The sequence below is a fragment of the Micromonospora sp. NPDC005707 genome (assembly GCF_040631005.1).
Classification (GTDB): Bacteria; Actinomycetota; Actinomycetes; order Mycobacteriales; family Micromonosporaceae; genus Micromonospora.
In genome coordinates this window covers 263,333-280,327 of record NZ_JBEXYR010000004.1, presented here as the reverse complement: position 1 = coordinate 280,327, position 16,995 = coordinate 263,333, and the positions used below count along the sequence as shown (strand labels likewise).

General features: G+C 72.1%; 18 protein-coding genes. 11 read left to right on the top strand and 7 right to left on the bottom strand.

Features of this window, described 5'->3' with window-relative positions; genetic code table 11:
- The first annotated feature begins 200 nt into the window (after nt 1–200).
- Entirely contained in the window at nt 201–2,048 is a 1,848-nt protein-coding gene (locus ABZ452_RS09155; RefSeq protein WP_357940586.1) for a 2-oxoacid:acceptor oxidoreductase subunit alpha, read from the top strand.
- A complete protein-coding gene (locus ABZ452_RS09150) occupies nt 2,041–3,075 on the top strand; it encodes a 2-oxoacid:ferredoxin oxidoreductase subunit beta (RefSeq protein WP_357940584.1) in 1,035 nt (344 codons plus the stop codon). The genes ABZ452_RS09155 and ABZ452_RS09150 overlap by 8 nt, the downstream gene beginning before the upstream one ends.
- Before the next feature lie 81 nt (nt 3,076–3,156).
- Here ABZ452_RS09150 and ABZ452_RS09145 read toward each other — a convergent pair whose 3' ends face one another.
- Entirely contained in the window at nt 3,157–3,804 is a 648-nt protein-coding gene (locus ABZ452_RS09145; protein ID WP_357940582.1) for an NAD(P)H-dependent oxidoreductase, read from the bottom strand.
- An 84-nt stretch (nt 3,805–3,888) separates the two neighbouring features.
- Here ABZ452_RS09145 and ABZ452_RS09140 point away from each other — a divergent pair, with 84 nt between their 5' ends.
- Nucleotides 3,889–4,371 (top strand): MarR family winged helix-turn-helix transcriptional regulator, encoded by a 483-nt coding sequence (locus ABZ452_RS09140; protein ID WP_357940580.1) that lies wholly within the window; start codon nt 3,889–3,891, stop codon nt 4,369–4,371.
- A gap of 31 nt (nt 4,372–4,402) precedes the next feature.
- Here ABZ452_RS09140 and ABZ452_RS09135 read toward each other — a convergent pair whose 3' ends face one another.
- Complete coding sequence (locus ABZ452_RS09135; RefSeq protein ID WP_357940578.1) at nt 4,403–5,416, bottom strand: potassium channel family protein; 1,014 nt, start codon at nt 5,414–5,416, stop codon at nt 4,403–4,405.
- A gap of 163 nt (nt 5,417–5,579) precedes the next feature.
- Between ABZ452_RS09135 and ABZ452_RS09130 the strand changes: the two genes are divergently transcribed.
- Nucleotides 5,580–6,152 carry a helix-turn-helix transcriptional regulator gene (locus tag ABZ452_RS09130; protein WP_357940576.1) on the top strand — a complete coding sequence of 191 codons (573 nt, stop codon included), beginning with the start codon at nt 5,580–5,582 and terminating at the stop codon, nt 6,150–6,152.
- A 144-nt stretch (nt 6,153–6,296) separates the two neighbouring features.
- Nucleotides 6,297–6,872 carry an ATP-dependent Clp protease proteolytic subunit gene (locus ABZ452_RS09125; RefSeq protein WP_357941057.1) on the top strand — a complete coding sequence of 192 codons (576 nt, stop codon included), beginning with the start codon at nt 6,297–6,299 and terminating at the stop codon, nt 6,870–6,872.
- 224 nt (nt 6,873–7,096) lie between these two features.
- Here ABZ452_RS09125 and ABZ452_RS09120 read toward each other — a convergent pair whose 3' ends face one another.
- The gene (locus tag ABZ452_RS09120) at nt 7,097–8,896 is read right to left on the bottom strand and encodes an adenylyl cyclase (RefSeq protein WP_357940574.1); all 1,800 of its coding nucleotides are present in this window, start codon (nt 8,894–8,896) and stop codon (nt 7,097–7,099) included.
- A 95-nt stretch (nt 8,897–8,991) separates the two neighbouring features.
- Entirely contained in the window at nt 8,992–9,348 is a 357-nt protein-coding gene (locus ABZ452_RS09115; RefSeq protein WP_357940571.1) for a helix-turn-helix domain-containing protein, read from the bottom strand.
- A 123-nt stretch (nt 9,349–9,471) separates the two neighbouring features.
- On the opposite strand from ABZ452_RS09115, the gene ABZ452_RS09110 reads away from it, so the two are divergent.
- Complete coding sequence (locus ABZ452_RS09110; RefSeq protein WP_357940569.1) at nt 9,472–10,317, top strand: SDR family oxidoreductase; 846 nt, start codon at nt 9,472–9,474, stop codon at nt 10,315–10,317.
- A 38-nt stretch (nt 10,318–10,355) separates the two neighbouring features.
- On the opposite strand, the gene ABZ452_RS09105 is transcribed toward ABZ452_RS09110, so the two are convergent.
- Both ABZ452_RS09105 and ABZ452_RS09100 read right to left on the bottom strand, forming a co-directional pair.
- Nucleotides 10,356–11,132 (bottom strand): HAD-IIB family hydrolase, encoded by a 777-nt coding sequence (locus tag ABZ452_RS09105; RefSeq protein WP_357940567.1) that lies wholly within the window; start codon nt 11,130–11,132, stop codon nt 10,356–10,358.
- A 176-nt stretch (nt 11,133–11,308) separates the two neighbouring features.
- A complete protein-coding gene (locus ABZ452_RS09100) occupies nt 11,309–12,010 on the bottom strand; it encodes a VOC family protein (RefSeq protein ID WP_357940564.1) in 702 nt (233 codons plus the stop codon).
- Nucleotides 12,011–12,091: 81 nt separating this feature from the next.
- On the opposite strand from ABZ452_RS09100, the gene ABZ452_RS09095 reads away from it, so the two are divergent.
- Nucleotides 12,092–13,075, top strand: coding sequence for a YafY family protein (locus tag ABZ452_RS09095; RefSeq protein ID WP_357940562.1), 984 nt, complete (start codon nt 12,092–12,094; stop codon nt 13,073–13,075).
- Between the two features lie 14 nt (nt 13,076–13,089).
- Nucleotides 13,090–13,827 carry a class I SAM-dependent methyltransferase gene (locus ABZ452_RS09090; protein WP_357940560.1) on the top strand — a complete coding sequence of 246 codons (738 nt, stop codon included), beginning with the start codon at nt 13,090–13,092 and terminating at the stop codon, nt 13,825–13,827.
- Between the two features lie 83 nt (nt 13,828–13,910).
- Here the strand turns inward: ABZ452_RS09090 and ABZ452_RS09085 are convergent, their stop codons facing one another.
- A complete protein-coding gene (locus ABZ452_RS09085) occupies nt 13,911–14,882 on the bottom strand; it encodes a helix-turn-helix transcriptional regulator (RefSeq protein ID WP_357940557.1) in 972 nt (323 codons plus the stop codon).
- Between the two features lie 219 nt (nt 14,883–15,101).
- Here ABZ452_RS09085 and ABZ452_RS09080 point away from each other — a divergent pair, with 219 nt between their 5' ends.
- The 3 genes from ABZ452_RS09080 to ABZ452_RS09070 all read left to right on the top strand — a co-directional run.
- Nucleotides 15,102–15,308, top strand: coding sequence for a hypothetical protein (locus ABZ452_RS09080; protein ID WP_357940555.1), 207 nt, complete (start codon nt 15,102–15,104; stop codon nt 15,306–15,308).
- Nucleotides 15,308–15,568 carry a hypothetical protein gene (locus tag ABZ452_RS09075; protein ID WP_357941055.1) on the top strand — a complete coding sequence of 87 codons (261 nt, stop codon included), beginning with the start codon at nt 15,308–15,310 and terminating at the stop codon, nt 15,566–15,568. Before ABZ452_RS09080 ends, ABZ452_RS09075 begins: the two co-directional genes overlap by 1 nt.
- 89 nt (nt 15,569–15,657) lie before the next feature.
- A partial coding sequence (locus tag ABZ452_RS09070; protein WP_357940553.1) for a CHAP domain-containing protein occupies nt 15,658–16,995 on the top strand: 1,338 nt, incomplete at its 3' end.

Sequence of the window (16,995 nt, the reverse complement as noted above, 5' to 3'; positions counted from 1 at the left end):
AGGTCCCATACGTCGGACCTCCACCAAGGTTGCCCTAAGGGACCGACGTAGGCTCTGACGTGAGAGATGAAGCGGGTCGGACCAATCGACGGACGGCCGGCGGCAGCAGCGCGTCTAGGAGGGCACGTGGCCGGGCAAGGCGGGGTCTCCATCATGTTCAGCCGCCCGTGCGACGGCGCTCAGCGAAGCGAGGTGCGGGCGTGACCAAGCAGATCCGTCAACTCGACCGGGTGGTCATCCGGTTCGCCGGCGACTCGGGCGACGGCATGCAGCTCACCGGTGACCGGTTCACCTCGGAGACGGCCCAGCTGGGCAACGACATCTCCACGCTGCCCAACTTCCCGGCCGAGATCCGGGCCCCCGCCGGCACCCTGCCGGGCGTGTCGAGCTTCCAGGTGCACTTCGCCGACTACGACATCCTCACCCCCGGTGACGCGCCGAACGTGCTGGTGGCGATGAACCCGGCCGCGCTCAAGGCCAACCTGACCGACCTGCCGCGCGGCGCGGACATCATCGTCAACACCGACGAGTTCACCCGGCGCAACCTGGCCAAGGTGGGCTACGCGACCAGCCCCCTCGACGACGACTCCCTCGCCGGCTACGTGGTGCACCCGGTCGCCCTGACCTCGATGACGGTCGGCGCGCTGGCCCAGCACGAGGTGTCCAAGAAGGACGCCGAGCGGGCCAAGAACATGTTCGCGCTCGGGCTGCTGAGCTGGATGTACTCGCGCCCGTACGAGTCGACGCTGCGGTTCCTGAAGCGCAAGTTCGCGGCCCGCCCCGAGCTGGTCGCGGCGAACGTGGCCGCCTTCCGGGCCGGCTGGAACTTCGGCGAGACCACCGAGGACTTCTCCGTCCGCTACGAGGTCAAGCCCGCGAAGATGCTGCCGGGCACCTACCGGAACATCACCGGCAACGCGGCGCTGTCGCTGGGCCTGGTGGCCGCCGGGGTCCGCTCCGGGCTGCCGGTCTTCCTGGGCGCGTACCCGATCACGCCGGCCTCGGACATCCTGCACGAGCTGAGCAAGCACAAGAAGCTCGGCGTGGTCACCATGCAGGCCGAGGACGAGATCGCCGCCGTCGGCGCGGCGCTGGGCGCCTCGTACGGCGGCTCGCTCGGCGTCACCACCACGAGCGGTCCGGGCGTGGCACTGAAGAGCGAGACGATCTCGCTGGCCGTGGCGCTGGAGCTGCCGCTCGTCATCGTCGACGTGCAGCGCGCCGGGCCGTCCACCGGCATGCCCACCAAGACCGAGCAGGCCGACCTCAACATGGCCCTGTACGGCCGGCACGGCGAGGCCCCGGTCGCGGTGATCGCGCCCAAGTCGCCCGCGGACTGCTTCCACGCGGCCCTGGAGGCGGCCCGGATCGCGCTGACCTACCGCACCCCGGTGCTCCTGCTGTCGGACAACTACGTGGCCAACGGCTCCGAGCCGTGGCTGCTGCCGGACGTGGAGAGCCTGCCCGACCTGCGGGTCGAGTTCGCCAGCCGGCCCAACGGCGAGGACGGCACCACCTTCCTGCCGTACCTGCGGGACCCGGAGACCCTGGCCCGACCGTGGGCCATCCCGGGCACCCCGGGGCTGGAACACCGGATCGGCGGCCTGGAGAAGGCCGACAAGACCGGCGACATCTCGTACGACCCGGCGAACCACGACTTCATGGTGCGCACCCGGGCGGCCCGGATCGAGACCATCCCGGTGCCGGACGTCGAGGTGGAGGACCCGGACGGCGACGCCCGGGTGCTGGTGCTCGGCTGGGGCTCGACGTACGGCCCGATCGGGGCGGCCTGCCGGGGCCTGCGGCAGCGCGGGCTCGCCGTCGCCCAGGCGCACCTGCGTCACCTGGCCCCGATGCCGGCCAACCTCGGCGAGGTGCTGCGCGCGTACGACCGGGTGGTCATCCCCGAGATGAACCTCGGCCAGCTCGCCCACGTGATCCGGGCGAAGTACCTGGTCGACGCGATCGGCTACAACCAGGTCCGCGGCCTGCCGTTCACGGCCGCCGAGCTGGAGACGATGCTGGAAGAGGTCCTGAAGAATGTCTGAGCCCGTCGCCCTCAAGCTCACCGCCAAGGACTTCAAGTCCGACCAGGAGGTGCGCTGGTGCCCCGGCTGCGGCGACTACGCCATCCTGGCGGCCGTCCAGGGCTTCATGCCGGAGCTGAACATCCCCCGGGAGAACGTCGTCTTCATCTCGGGCATCGGCTGCTCGTCCCGCTTCCCGTACTACATGAACACCTACGGGATGCACTCGATCCACGGCCGCGCCCCGGCGATCGCCACCGGCCTGTCGGTAAGCCGGCCGGACCTGTCGGTCTGGGTGGTCACGGGTGACGGCGACGCGCTCTCCATCGGGGGCAACCACCTGATCCACGCGCTGCGCCGCAACGTCAACCTCAAGATCCTGCTGTTCAACAACCGGATCTACGGCCTGACGAAGGGGCAGTACTCGCCGACCTCCGAGATCGGCAAGGTCACCAAGTCGACGCCGGTCGGCTCGGCGGACTCCCCGTTCAACCCGCTGTCGCTGGCGCTCGGCGCGGAGGCCACCTTCGTGGCCCGGACCATCGACTCGGACCGCAAGCACCTGCAGTCGGTGCTGCGGGCCGCCGCCGCGCACGAGGGCTCCGCGTTCGTGGAGATCTACCAGAACTGCAACATCTTCAACGACGGGGCGTTCGACCCGCTCAAGGAGCCGGCCACCCGGGACGACTTCCTGATCCGGCTGGAGCACGGGCAGCCGATCACCTTCGGCAAGGACGGCCAGTTCTGCGTCGTCCACCCGCCGGGCGGCTTCGGGCTGGAGGTCCGGGAGACGGCGGCCACCCAGGCGGAGGAGATCGTGGTGCACGACGCGGGGGTCGCCGACCCGGCGTACGCCTTCGCGCTGTCCCGGCTGCCCGGGCTGGACCTGCGGAACACCCCGATCGGCGTGTTCCGCTCGGTGAACCGCTCCTCCTACGACCGGGTGGTGCAGGAGCAGGTGGCGGCGGCGAAGGCCGGCGTCGACCAGACCCCCGAGCAGCAGCTCGCCGGGTTGCTGTCGGCCGGCGACACCTGGACGATCATCTGACGCGTCCCTGACGCGTCCCTGACGAGGACCGAAAGGGCGGGCCGTTCCCCGAGGGGAGGGCCCGCCCTTTCCGTCGTCGGGTCAGGCCACCGCAGAGGCCGGCACCCACAGCTCGTCGATGGTCCGCTCGGCCGCCGCGAGGCTCTGCTCGTGCAGCGGGATCAGCTCGGCCATGGCCGGGGTGACCGGCGCCAGGGTCAGCTCGGCCGAGATGAAGCGCGGGTCCAGGCCGGTCATCGACAGGCCGTGCGGCAGCCAGGGCTCGGCGTGGTCCCAGCCCTCGCGCGGGGTGCCCGGGCCGTAGCCGCCACCGCGGGTGCCCAGCACGATGAACTCGCGCCCGCCGAGCAGGCCGGCCCCGGTGGCCGGGTCGTACGCGATGCCGGGCGCGATGAGGTGGTCGACCCAGGTCTTCACGCTGCTCGGCGCGCCGTAGTTGTAGAGCGGGAGGCCGAGCAGGATCGTGTCGGCCCGCTTCACCTCGTCCACCAGCCGCTCGCTGAGCTGCCAGGACGCGCGCTGCGCCGGGGTGTGCTGCTCCGCCGGCACCATCCGCGCCAGGCCGCCGGCCTCGTCGAGGTGTGGCAGCGGCTCCCGACCGAGGTCGCGGTGGGTGACGGTGCCGCCCGGGTGGGCGGCGCGCCACGCGGTGGCGGCCCGGGCGGTGAGCCGCCGGCTGACCGAGTGCTCGCCCCGGATGCTGGAGTCGATGTACAGCAGGTGTGCCATTTGGTTAACCCTCCACGGATCGTTTGTGTAGCGCCAACCATTTATAGCAGGCCGATGTTCCACGCCGTGCGTAAACTGGGTCACATGCCAGCCCTGCCCGTCGAGGAGTCGGAGCACCGCTCCGGGCCGCTGCTCGACCATCTGGCGCGGCGGATGCGGCTGCGCTCCGAGTCGGTGCTGGCGCCCCTCGGCCTGCGCCCCCGGCACCTCGTCGCGCTCACCGTGCTGCGGGAGTCGGGCGGCATCAGCCAGCAGGCGCTGGCCGGCACGCTGCAGATCGACGGCACCAACGTGGTCGGGCTGCTCAACGACCTGGAGGCGGAGAGCCTGGTCGAGCGGCGACGGTCACCCGAGGACCGCCGCCGTCACGTGGTCAGCCTCACCACGGCGGGCGCGAAGCGGCTCCGCGAGGCCGAATGCGCCCTCGCCGGGGTCGAGGACGAGGTGCTCGGCGCGCTGCAGCCGGCCGAGCGGGACACCCTCTACGACCTGCTCCGCCGGGCGACCAGCGGCCGCCAGGTGATCTGCGCCGGGGAGTCCGGCGACGAGCCGGACGTCGCCTGCTGACCGCCGGGCCGGCGGGCGGGTCGGGGGAAGGTCAGACCGTCGCGGCGGACTGCGGCCGGTCGTCGCGGACGTGGACCAGCATGTCGCCGGTCTCGATCACCGCGCCGGCCCTGTCGTTCAGCGTGACCACCTTGCCTCGGCGGACCAGGGCGATGACGAGCGACTCCAGCTCCCGGGGCGAGCGGCCCACCTCGCTGCGCTCGGCGGAGCGCATGGCCAGCGCCATGCCCTGACCGGGGGTGAGCAGGTCCTCCACCACGTCGATCAGCGGCGGGGCGGAGGTCGACAGGCCGAGCAGGCGGCCGGCGGTCGCCGAGGAGACGATCACGTGGTGCGCCCCGCTCTGCTTGAGCAGCGGCGCGTTCTCCGCCTCCCGGACCGCCGCGATGATCCGCACCTGACCGGCGGTGAGCTGCCGGACGGTCAGCGCCACCAGCACCGAGGCGTCGTCGCTGTCGGTCGCGATGATGACCGCCTTGGCGGTGCGGACGTGCGCCTCCTCCAGCACCGACGAGCGGGTGGCGGAGCCCTCGATGGCGACCAGCCCGGCCGAGGTGGCCTGCCGCAGCGCGGGGCCGCTCCGCTCGACCACCACGATCTTGGACTTGTCCAGACCGTTCTCCAGCAGCGCGGTGACGGCGCTGCGGCCCTTGGTGCCGTAGCCGCAGATGATGACGTGGTCCTTCACGATTTTCCTCCACCGCGTCAGGCGACGGCCGGTCCGGTACTGCTCGGTCAGGACTTCCAGGGTGGTGCCGACCAGGATGATCAGGAAGAGCACCCGGGCGGGGGTGACGAACAGGACGTTCACGAGTCGCGCCGAGGACGCGGCCGGGGTGATGTCGCCGTAGCCCGTGGTGGAGAGCGAGACCACCGCGTAGTAGAAGCAGTCGAGGAGGGTGAGGCCGTCCTCGTTGACGTCGCGGTAGCCGTCGCGGTCGATCCAGACCGCCGCCACCACAGCCAGGACCAGGCCCAGGGCGGCGAGCAGGCGCAGGCTCAGCGCGCTCAGCGGCCCCCGCCGTTGCGCGGGAAAATGGATCACCGTCGGCCCTGCTCCGCCACCGTCGCCTGCACGCCCACAACATAGCGGGTACGCCGGGATCCGGCCGGCCGGGGCAAGGTGCCGGCCTGGCCGGGCCCGTGTCCGTCGCCGGGACGGGGCATGATGGGGACGTCCGGGGGACGACGACCGCGAGGAGGCCCGCATGTCGTTGCTGCGACGGGTGATCGGTGGGGTGCTCCGCCGGGTACGCCTGCGTCAGGGCCGCACCCTGCGCGAGGTGGCGCTGGCGGCCGGCGTCTCCCTGCCCTACCTCTCCGAGGTGGAACGCGGCCGCAAGGAGGCCTCCTCCGAGGTGCTGGCGGCGATCTGCCGGGCGCTCGGCATCCACCTGTCGGACCTGCTCGAGGAGGCCCGCGACGAGCTGCGCCGGGTCGAGCGGCGGGCACCGGTGACCTCCGGCGTGACGCTCGCCCGGCTGGACCGGGTGCCGGCCACCCGGACCGGGCCGCAGCTGCGCGCCGGCGGGCCACGGCTGCACGCCACCCGGCGGCCGGTCGCCCCGACCCCCCTGTTCGGTGGGGTGTTGCGGCCGGCGGGCGCCGGGCCCGCGCCGGTCGGCCCGGAGCTCGGGTACGCCTCCCCCACCGCGTTCGGCACCGGCACCCGGATCTGGCTGATCCCCTCCGCGCCGGCCGCCCGCCACCGTCCGCGTACCTCCGTCACGCTGGCCTGGCGGCGGGCCCGGGCCGGCCGGCGGCGGCTGACCGCCGCCTAGGTTCTGCCCAGGGCGGATCTGCCCCGGGCAGAAACCCTGGGCCCCGGGGTGCCGGCCGCCGGAGGCTGGAGACCGCCGGTTGCCGGGCGGTCCCTCGCCCACCGGCGGCACGGAGGTGGTCAGGTCATGGCATACGGCATCTGGATGCTGGACGAGGGGCAACCGACCCTCGGCGACCGGGTCTTCGAGAAGCTGCTCAAGGAGCGGATCATCTTCCTCGGCACCGAGGTCACCGACGCCTCGGCCAACCAGATCTGCGCGCAGATCCTGCTGCTGGCCGCCGAGGACCCGGAGCGGGACATCTTCCTCTACATCAACTCCCCGGGCGGCTCGGTCAGCGCCGGGATGGCCGTCTACGACACCATGCGCTACGTCAAGAACGACGTGGCCACGCTGGCCCTCGGGATGGCCGGCTCGATGGGGCAGTTCCTGCTCTGCGCCGGCGCGGCCGGAAAGCGGTTCGCGCTGCCGCACTCGCGGGTGATGATGCACCAGCCGTCCGGCGGGATGGGCGGCACGGCCGCCGACATCACCATCCAGGCGGAGAACATGCTGCACGTGAAGCGGACCATGCAGGAGCTCATCGCCCAGCACAGTGGGCACACGCTGGACGAGATCCAGCGCGACTGGGACCGGGACCGCTGGTTCACCGCCGAGCAGGCCCGCGAGTACGGCCTGATCGACCAGGTGGTCACCCGCGCCGAGCAGCTCCCCGCCTGAGCGGGCGGCCGACAACGCGGCCGGCCGGCGGCGGACGCGCCCCCTCGATCGCGTCCGTCGCCCCCTCGCGGGTGGCCGCGGTGCCGCCGGATCGAGCCTATGGGCGGGATTCCCAGCGTGCAGGGGACGACGGGTGCAGCGTGTTCCGGCGAATTCTCGTTACATCGCCCGGACGAACACCGGCCGGCCGCGGGGCGCGGCCGGCCGGTGTCCTGATCGGCGGATCAGGGGTAGCTGACCACCGGGCTGGTGCCGTACGAGCCGACGACCGGGGTGCCGGCCTCGTTGACGGTGCGCTCGATGCCGCCGCTGCCGTCCAGGAACACGGTGATCGCGTCGTGGAACCGCACGCCGGCCCGGCGCGGCGCCTCGATGGCCCGGTCGCAACGGATGTCCACCTGCTGGTTGAAGTACGAGTAGACCCCCAGCCCCCACGCCTCGTGCTCGCGCACGTGGTCGGCGACCTTGTAGGACGCCCAGCCGTTGCCGGTCGGGCTGCGCCAGGCCGCCTGGCTCGGCGGGTCGTAGGGCAGCTCGCTCTGGTAGAAGACGGTCCGGCCGCGCTCGCCGTTCCAGATGGTCTGCCAGCGCTGGTAGTGCTCGACGAAGAGCCCGTACGCGGTCACGTCGTCACCGTTGACCACCACGCCGGTGGCGGCCGTGTTGACGGTCCAGCCGATGGTGCCGGCCTTGCCGTGGTCGCCGCGCCAGGCCCAGATGTTGTCGATGAGGGTGTGCCGGCTGTTCACCACGAGGCTGGTCACCGCCCGGCCCGCGTACGGGCCGCCGATGCGGAAGAAGACGTCCTGGAGCGAGATCGGGTTGCCGGCGTGCGACCGGTGGCTGTGCCGCTTGCCGACCTCGACGAGCACCTCCGACTCGACCGGCCCGGCGTCGACCAGCACCCCGGCGATCCGGACGCCGTCCACGTCCTCGATCCGGAGGGCGGCGTCGCCGGTGGTCGGGGCGAGGCTCGGCATGCCGAGGCCGAGCACGACGGTGTCCGGACGCTTGACCCGCAGCGCCCGGTCCAGGTGGTAGACGCCCGGAGTGAGCAGCAGGTGCCGCCCCCGCGAGAGTTCCTGGTTGATCCGCTTGGCCGAGTCGGTGGGCCGGGCGATGAAGAAGTCGGACAGCGGCAGCGAGGGCACCGGCGGGGCGCCGGCGGCCCAGGTGGTGCCGGCGGTGTCGCGGCGCAGCCGGGGAACGGCCACCCGCCAGCGGCCCGCGCCGTCCACGAAGAGGTACGGCTTCTCCCGGGTCACCGGGCTGGTCGGCAGCGTCGTGTAGGGCGGGTCCGGGAAGCCCTGCGCGGGCGCGCCGACGACGCCGGAGAAGACCTGGTTCCAGACCCCGTTGGTCCAGTCGCCACCGAGTTCGCTGTCCCGGGTCAGCCACTGCTGCTGGGAGCCGTTGATGGTGATGCCGTCCACTTTGGAGTCGGCGATGTAGCCGCCGCTGGAGTAGCCGCCGTTGCCGGGTTCCAGCCAGAGGATGCCCTTGATGTGCACCCGGCGCATCGGGGAGGCCTGGGAGACCGCCCACTGGTTCGACCAGTCGGTCGGGGTGACGGCGAGGTTCTCGGCCGAGCGCCAGAAGTTGGTCAGCGCGGAGATGCCGGCCGGGGAGTTCGGGTCGGGCTGGCCGATCACCCGCACCGCGCCGTGGATCTCCACGTCGTCGGGGTGCGCGCCGACGCCGGCCACGGTCGTGTAGTAGCCGAGCCGGGCGTTCACCTCGTACCGGCCGGGCTTGAACAGCACGGCGTACCGGTCGAGGCCCATCTCGTTGTGCTCCTGGGCGGCGAAGAGCCGGTCCAGGGTGGACTGGATCTCCTCGACCGGGGTGGCCGGGTCGTACACGAAGACGTTGGGGCCGAAGTCGGGCTCGGCGCCGTCGCCGTGGCCGTGGCCGGCCGGGGACGCGGCGGCGGGCCCGGCCGGGAGCCCGAGGGCGGTGACCGACGCCGCCGAGGCGGCGGTGAGGGCGAGGAAACGGCGGCGGGAGGGGTCGAGTGGTCTCATCTGCCTGCCTGTTCGGTGATGGGGAAGGAGAGCGCTCTCTGCGCGTTCCTACCGCATCGACACCGATCCCGCCAGACTCGGCCCCGGTTCCGGAACTAGGCCCGCGCGTCGTAGCGGGCCCGGGCGGCCTCCACCTCCCTCAGGTGGGTGGTGGCCCACGCCTCCAGGCCGGCAACCAGGTCGAGCAGGCTGCGGCCGAGGCCGGTGAGCGCGTAGTCGACCCGCGGCGGCACGCTGGCGTGCACGGTGCGGGTGACGATGCCGTCGCGCTCCAGGCCGCGCAGGGTCTGGGTGAGCATCTTCTGGCTGATCCCGTCGATCCGCTCGGCCAACTCGCCGTAGCGCTTGTCGCCGCCGGCGAGGGTGAGCACGACCAGCACGCTCCAGCGGTCGCCGATCCGGTCCAGGACCTTCCGGCTGCCGCAGTTCCGGTTGAAGGGGTCCGCCTGCACGTAGTCACTCTCTTTCAGTGCGTACCGAACTTGAAGGTGCCTACTCTCCAACGGGAAGTGTCGGGGAGTTGTTCCCGTTGGCCAGGGAAGACAGCTGACGTCGCCACCAAACAGGGAGTGCTCATGTCCATCGTCGTCACCGGCGCCACCGGTCCGCTTGGCCGCCAGATCATCTCCTCGCTGCTCGAGCGGGGCGTACCCGCCAACCAGATCGTGGCGGTCGGCCGGGACGTCGGCCGGCTCGCCAGCCTCGCCGAGCTGGGCGTGGTCACCCAGCGGGCCGACTACGACGACCCCGGGTCGCTCCAGGCGGCCTTCGCGGGCGCCGAGAAGCTGATGTTCGTCTCGGGCAGCGAGGTCGGCAAGCGGGTGGTGCAGCACGGCAACGTGGTCACCGCCGCGCGGGAGGCCGGCGTCGGGCTGATCGTCTACACCAGCATCGCGAACGCGGACACCTCCACCCTGGCGCTCGCCGCCGAGCACAAGGCGACCGAGCAGCTGATCCGCGACTCCGGCCTGCCGCACGTGTTCCTGCGCAACAGCTGGTACCTGGAGAACTACACCGGCCAGCTCCCCACGTACCGCCAGCACGGGGTCGCGGGCGCGGCGGGTGACGGACGGGTCAGCGCCGCCACCCGCGCCGACTACGCCGCGGCCGCCGCGGCGGTGCTCACCGCCGCCGACCAGGCCGGAGCGGTGTACGAGCTGGGCGGCATCCCGTTCACCCTGACCGAGCTGGCCGCCGAGATCTCCCGGCAGACCGGCGCCACGATCTCCTACCTCGACCTGCCGGTGGACAAGTACACCGAGCTGCTGGTCGCGGCCGGCGTGCCCGAGGGGTACGCGGCCATGCTCGCCGATGCCGACCGGGGCATCGCCCAGGGCGAGCTGGAGGTCGGCGACGACCTGGCCCGGCTGCTCGGCCGCAGCCCCACCACGCTCGCCGAGGCGATCCGCGCCGCTCTCTGACGCCCGCCCGGCCGCCGCCCCTCGATCCGGGGCGGCGGTCAGGCCGGCTCGGCCCGCTGCTTCACGAGGTCGTCGACGAGGCTCTCCACGTAGTCGGCCGTCTCCTCCCAGCGGGTGACGGCGACACAGCGGATGCCCATGGCCTTCACCGGGTAGTCGTTGCCGCCCACGTCGAGCCGGTCACCGACGAAGAGCACGTTGTCGATCTTCAGGTCCAGGCACTCCAGCAGCTTCCGCATGCCGTACGCCTTGTCGACGCCCTTGCGGGTGACGTCGATCGAGGTCGAGCCGCCGCCCCGGACCTCCAGGTCGGGCAGCTTCGCGGCGACCGCGTCCCGCAGCCGCTTCTTCTTGCTGCCGTCCGGGTCCCAGCCGTACTTCTCCGCCGGCGGCGCGGACTGGCCCAGCGCCGAGAAGGTGATCTGGCTGCCCCGGTCCTCGATGATGTCGCCCCAGGTCTTCGCCTCCCAGAGGTCGAGCGCCTGCGCCGACTCGGTCAGCGCGGCGACGACCCGGGCCTTGTCGGCCTCGGTCAGATCCTCGGCGTAGACCTGCCGCCAGTCGCCGTCCAGCCAGCGGTAGTAGCGGGTGCCGCAGGTCGGCATCAGGTGCAGCCGGCCGCGCTGCTCCTCGGTGAGGTCGAGGTGCGCCAGCATCTGCGCCTGGAACTGCTCGAACCGGCCACCCGAGATGACCAGCACATCCACCTCGGTGAGCAGGTGGCCGAGGAGCTCCGCCATCCGACGATCGATCTGGGACTTGGAAACCGCCAGCGTGTCGTCCAGGTCGAACGCCACCACTCGAAGATCGTTCACGAAGTACCACCATGTCGTCGCGGGCAGGCCAGGACTAGCAGGGTACCGACGTGAGCCACTGCCACCCCGATGGCCCGGGGCTGGCGCCCGGTCGAGGCCGCCGATTTCACCGCGCGGCCCCTCGCACGCAGGTTAACAGCGCGGACCGGTGGAAACCGGCCCGTTCCGGAGGCCGGTCACGCCGGCGGGGTCGTCGCGGGCGGGGCTCCGGCCGCGGGGTCGAGCCAGCCGGCCGTGCCGACGCAGGCCTCGTTGCCCTCCGGGTCGGCCAGCACCCAGAACGACGGGGCCTGTGAGTCGTCCACCAGGCGCCCGCCGGCCGCGACGGCCGCCGCGACCCGGGCCTCCGCCCGGTCGTACGGGACCCAGACGTCGACGTGCATCCGGTTGCGCTGCGGTCGCGGGGCGTCCATCTGCTGGAACCAGAACGCCGGGCCGCGCCCCCGCCCGTCGACCAGGTCCTCCGGGCTGCCGGCCCGGTGCTCGTAGCCGAGCAGGGCGCGCCAGAAGGGGGTCACCGCCGGCAGGTCGAGCGCGTCGACGCTGACCTGGACGGACTGCACGGCCGCCGGGTCCGCGGGCACGCCCAGGTCACGGGCCAGCGCCGAGATCCGCCGGGCCAGGTCGAGGTCGCGGCCGGTCAGACCGTAGTGCTCGGCCGTGCGGGTGACCAGGCGTACGGCCACCCCGTCGCGCCGCAGGTCGACGTCCGGCGAGTGCTCGTCCAGGCCCGGCAGCTCACCGATCGCCGCGGCGAGGCGTGCGCCGGCCGCGTACGACCCGGTGCGGAACCACGCGCACGCCCCCTCACCCAGCACCCGCCAGTCCGCCGCCCCCGCGTCCGCATGGAACTCCACCGCCGTGATCCGCTCGGTCACGTCCACTCCCCTCGTCGTCTCGCCCGAGTCTCCCGCCAGTTCCCGACACCCTCTGTCGTATATGTGCGCGACCATGGTGAGGTGCGCGCGTCGCGGATGATGACCCTGCTGTTGCAGCTCCAGGTGCGGGGCCAGGCCAGTGGCCGGGAGCTGGCCCGGCGGCTGGAGGTCAGCGAGCGCACGGTCCAGCGGGACGTCGAGGCACTCGTCGCCGCCGGCATCCCGATCCGCGCCACCCGGGGGCCGGCGGGCGGCTACCGCCTCGACCGCGGCTACCGGACCCGGCTCAACGGAGTCGGGCTGGACGAGGCCGGCGCCCTCGCGTTCCTGGGCCTCGCCGGCCCGGCCGAGCAGCTCGGCCTGGGCGAACTGCTGGAGGGGGCGCGGACCAAGGTCTGGGCCGGCCTCACCGGCGCGGCGCGGGAACGTGCCGGCCGGACCACCGAGCGGTTCCACCTCGACCCGACCCGCTGGTACGGCGCCCCCGAACCGGTGCCCTGCCTGCCCGACCTCGCCGACGCGCTGTGGCGCGACCACCGCATCCGCATCCGGTACGTCCGGGACGGCCGCCCGGTCACCCGGGAGGTCGATCCACTGGGGCTGGTGCTCGCCGCCGGGGACTGGTACCTCGTGGCGCTGCGGAACGGCCGGCGGCGCACCTACCGGGTCTCCCGGATGCGCGCGGTGGAGCTCCTCGACGAGCCGGCGGCGCGCCCGCCCGGCTTCGACCTCGCCGCGGCGTGGGCCGAGTCCCGCCGCGCCCTGGAGGACGAACCCGTCGCCGTCGAGGTCACCGTACGCGTCGCCGCGGCGGCGCTGCCCCGCCTGCGCCGCCTGGTGCCGGTCGCCGGCAAGGACCGGGTGCCCGTCACCGCGACCGGCGAGATCGTGCTGACCGTGCCGTTCGAGAACCTCGGCTGGGCGCGGTCGGCCCTGCTCGGCCTGGGCTCGGCGGTCGAGGTGCTGGCCCCCGCCGAGCTGCGTACGCAGGTGGCCGACGAGCTGCGCGCGGCCGCCGCCCGGTACGCACCCGGAAAACCCGGTGGACAGCGCCCGCATCGATGACGATGGTGGGCGCCATGCGCCAGGAGGAGATCTGGGACGCCGAGACGGCCCAGCGCTACGACACACCGGGCACCGTGATGTTCGCGCCGGACGTCCTCGGGCCCACGGTGGACCGCCTCGCCGCCCTCGCGGATGGCGGACGCGCCCTGGAGTTCGCCGTCGGCACCGGCCGGGTGGCCGTCCCGCTGGCCGAACGCGGCGTGCCGGTCACCGGGATCGAGCTGTCCGCACCGATGGTCGCGCAGCTCCGGACGAAGGCCGACGAGGCCACGATCCCGGTGGTCGTCGGCGACATGGCGACGGTCACGGCACCCGGCACGTTCACCCTCGTCTACCTGGTCTACAACACCATCTCCAACCTGCTCGACCAGGCGGAGCAGGTCGCCTGTTTCCGCAACGCGGCCCGGCACCTCGGCCCCGGCGGGCGGTTCGCCATCGAGCTGTGGGTGCCCGAGCTGCGCAAGCTGCCCCCCGGCCAGCAGGCGACGGTGTGGCGCGCCGAGCCCGGCTACATCGGCCTGGACACCTACGACGTGCTACGCCAGCAGGTCGTGTCGCACCACTTCCAGTTCGGCGAGGGCCGCGAGGCGCGGGTGTTCCGCAGCCCGCACCGCTACATCTGGCCTGCCGAGCTGGACCTCATGGGCCAGCTGGCCGGCTTCGAGCTGGAGTCCAGGCACGCCGACTGGTCCGGGGCCGAGTTCACGGCCGAGTCCCGGTCCCACGTCTCCGTGTACCGCCTGCCCCGTTGACCCGCCGGGCCGGGACAGCGTTGCGGCGGGTCACCCGCCGGCGCGGGTAGGCCGCACGGCGAGGCGGGCGACAAGGACGCCGCTCACACCCACCCGTTGCGGCTCGCCTGCACACCCGCCTGGAAGCGGCTCGCGGCGTTCAGCCGCTCGGTCAGCGAAGTCATCATCCGCTGGACGCTCCGCAGCGAGATCGCCATCTTCCGTGCCGCCGACTCGTCGGTGTGGCCGCCCGCGAGGAGTCGAAGGAGAGCATTCTCCTGCGGGGAGAGGCCACGCTCGTCGAGCGCGCCCTGTTCACCGAAGGGTGTCGCGCTCTGCCAGACCTGTTCGAACAGGGCCACCAGCCCGGCGATGACGCCGGGACTGTGCAACTCCAACGCCCCGCGCCGCGAGTCCTCCGGGTCGATGGGAACGAGCGCGGTCTTCCGGTCGACGATCACCAGGCGCATGGGCAGCGTCGGCGCGGTGCGGGACTGGCCGCCCGTGCTCGCCATCCAACGGGCGTGCGCCAGGGTCGCCGGGTCGTTACGGAAGCTCTCCTGGTAGACGTTGCGGATTACCACGCCGCGCTGCAGCGCGACCTGGTTGAGCGGCCCTTCCGCCTGCATCGTGTCCGGGCTCTGGGCGCGCCCCGTGGTGAAGGAGAGGCACTCGTCGCGCGCGGAGTGGGCCAGTTCGGCCAGGCGCTCCCGAACGCTGTCGACGCCCTCCAGGATCCGGCCCTCGCCGGCCCGGTTGCGGTCGTCGTGGGCGCTGGCGATGGCGACGATCGCGGCCCTTGTCGCCTCGACCTGCCGCTGCCGGACCGCGACATCCGCCTCCACCTTGGCCAGCAGCGCCATCAACCCCGCCTGCGGCCGCATGGCCCGGACCTGATCGCCCCGGTCGTCCAGTCGCACCAACGCGAGATCGGCCAACACGTCCAGAGCCTCGCGGACCTGGTCCGGCGAGACAGCCAGGCATTCGGCCAGGCCTGCGACGTTCAGGTCGGGACGCTGCAGCATGGTGCGGTAGACCATCTCGTGCTGCGCGGACAGCCCCAGTAGATCGAACATCGTCCCTCCCCGTGTGAGACCGACGCCGACATTGTGCCGTGGGCCCGCCGATCGCGTGGCCCCCCATTGACGCTGGCGTGATCCCGCCAGGCGGTCTCACGCCCGCCGCGAACCGGTGACAACGGCATCCGGACCGGCGATGCTTTTCTCAGCGCGACGGAAACCACAAAGTCTCGCAAATCTCGCTCCAATCAAATCCTTCGGGGAGGCTCGATCACCATGCCCGCGTATGCCAATTTTGCCTGCCGGCTGACCACACTCGCCATCGTCGCACTGGCAATTGCCACCGCATTATTCGCGGGCCAGGAAATCATTTCGGTCGCCGCCGAGGGATTCGGCTGGGGAACCGCTCCGGCGACCCAGGTGCTTGCCGAGGGATTCGGCTGGGGCACGCCGGCGCCGACGAGCCCGGGGACGTGGGCGTGATGGTGGCCGCGCATCTCCGCATCACGCCGCTCGACTCGGCGATCACCCTCGCCCCGCAGGTCCTGCGGGACCTCATCTACGCGCATGCGCTACCGACGGACGGCATGGAACACGTCCGCGTACGTGCCGGCCCCGAGGGTGTCGATGTCCTGGCGTTCGTCGACAGCGACGACCCGGAGGCGGCCACCGAGATCCTGCACAACGTGGTGCGCGCCGCGATTCGTCAGGAACCCCTGCTCCGCCTGTGGCGGATCATCTGACCCCCCATTCATGCGACAGCTCCACATTCGAAAATGTCACGACGAAACTGTTTGGAGACACGATGAGAAAGCTCAGCAACCTCCGCAGGATGGCCACCGCCGCAGCGACGGCGGGCATCATTCTCGGCATCGCCGCCGCCCCGCCGGCGGCTCAGGCGGCGCCGAGCGGCGACGGCATAGTGGCGATCGCGAAACGGGAGCTCAACGACTCGAGTCGGAATTACGAGATCCCGGTCAACTGCAGCTACTACGGCGGCACCATGTTCGGCTGGCCCTCCTGCGGCGGCAGGTCCGGCTGGGGCGGCGGAGGCTCCGCCTACGCGTGGTGTGCCGCGTTCGCCAAGTACGTGTGGCGGGAAGGGGGTGTCACCACCGACCTCTCCCAGATCAACGGCTACGCCGCGTCCTTCCGGACCTACGGGCAGAACCACGGCACCTGGCACGCTCGCGGCAGCTACGTTCCGAAGCCGGGTGACGCGGTCGTCTTCGACTGGGAGCACGACGGCGTCATCGACCACGTCGGCATCGTCAAGTACGCGTCGGGGAGCAACCTCTACACCATCGAGGGCAACACCAGCGATCGGATCGCCGCGCACACCTACTACAACTACGCCAGCAACTCCGACGTCGTGGGCTTCACCACGGCGGCCGGGGTCACCGGCAGCACCCCGCCGGCCGAGCGGGACCCGTGGATCGCCGACGTCAGCGGCGACGGCTTCGCCGACCTGGTGGCCACGAAGACCGACGGTTCGATGCAGCTGTTCTCGAACAACTACACCCGCGACGGCGGCGTCCCCTACGGCGACGTGCGCCAGATCGGCAGCGGCTGGAGCAACTACGACCGCCTGATCAACGCCGACGTCACGGGCGACGGCTTTGCCGACCTGCTCGGCGTCAAGGCCGACGGCACCATGTGGCTGTTCTCCAACAACTTCAACCGTGACGGCGGCGTCCCCTACGGCGACGTGCGGCAGGTCGGCAGCGGGTGGACCAACTACGCCCGCATCGTCCCGGCCGACGCCAACGGCGACGGCTTCACCGACCTGCTCGGCGTCAAGGCCGACGGCACCATGTGGCTGTTCTCCAACAACTTCGTCCGCGACGGCGGCGTCCCCTACGGCGACGTGCGCCAGATCGGCTCCGGCTGGAACAACTACAACCGCCTCGTGCAGGCCGACGCCAACGGCGACGGCTTCACCGACCTGCTCGGCGTCAAGGCCGACGGCACCATGTGGCTCTTCTCCAACAACTTCGTCCGCGACGGCGGCGTCCCCTACGGCGACGTGCGCCAGATCGGCAGCGGCTGGACCAACTACGCCAACATCGTCCCGGCCGACGCCAACGGCGACGGCTTCACCGACCTGCTCGGCGTCAAGGCCGACGGCACCATGTGGCTCTTCTCCAACAACTTCGTCCGCGACGGCGGC

Coding starts and splice junctions, on each gene's coding strand:
- ABZ452_RS09150 (WP_357940584.1), top strand. CDS start 2,041: ATGTCTGAGCCCGTCGCCCTCAAGCTCACCGCCAAGGACTTCAAGTCC.
- ABZ452_RS09145 (WP_357940582.1), bottom strand. CDS start 3,804: ATGGCACACCTGCTGTACATCGACTCCAGCATCCGGGGCGAGCACTCG.
- ABZ452_RS09140 (WP_357940580.1), top strand. CDS start 3,889: ATGCCAGCCCTGCCCGTCGAGGAGTCGGAGCACCGCTCCGGGCCGCTG.
- ABZ452_RS09130 (WP_357940576.1), top strand. CDS start 5,580: ATGTCGTTGCTGCGACGGGTGATCGGTGGGGTGCTCCGCCGGGTACGC.
- ABZ452_RS09125 (WP_357941057.1), top strand. CDS start 6,297: ATGCTGGACGAGGGGCAACCGACCCTCGGCGACCGGGTCTTCGAGAAG.
- ABZ452_RS09120 (WP_357940574.1), bottom strand. CDS start 8,896: ATGAGACCACTCGACCCCTCCCGCCGCCGTTTCCTCGCCCTCACCGCC.
- ABZ452_RS09110 (WP_357940569.1), top strand. CDS start 9,472: ATGTCCATCGTCGTCACCGGCGCCACCGGTCCGCTTGGCCGCCAGATC.
- ABZ452_RS09090 (WP_357940560.1), top strand. CDS start 13,090: ATGCGCCAGGAGGAGATCTGGGACGCCGAGACGGCCCAGCGCTACGAC.
- ABZ452_RS09085 (WP_357940557.1), bottom strand. CDS start 14,882: ATGTTCGATCTACTGGGGCTGTCCGCGCAGCACGAGATGGTCTACCGC.
- ABZ452_RS09080 (WP_357940555.1), top strand. CDS start 15,102: ATGCCCGCGTATGCCAATTTTGCCTGCCGGCTGACCACACTCGCCATC.
- ABZ452_RS09075 (WP_357941055.1), top strand. CDS start 15,308: ATGGTGGCCGCGCATCTCCGCATCACGCCGCTCGACTCGGCGATCACC.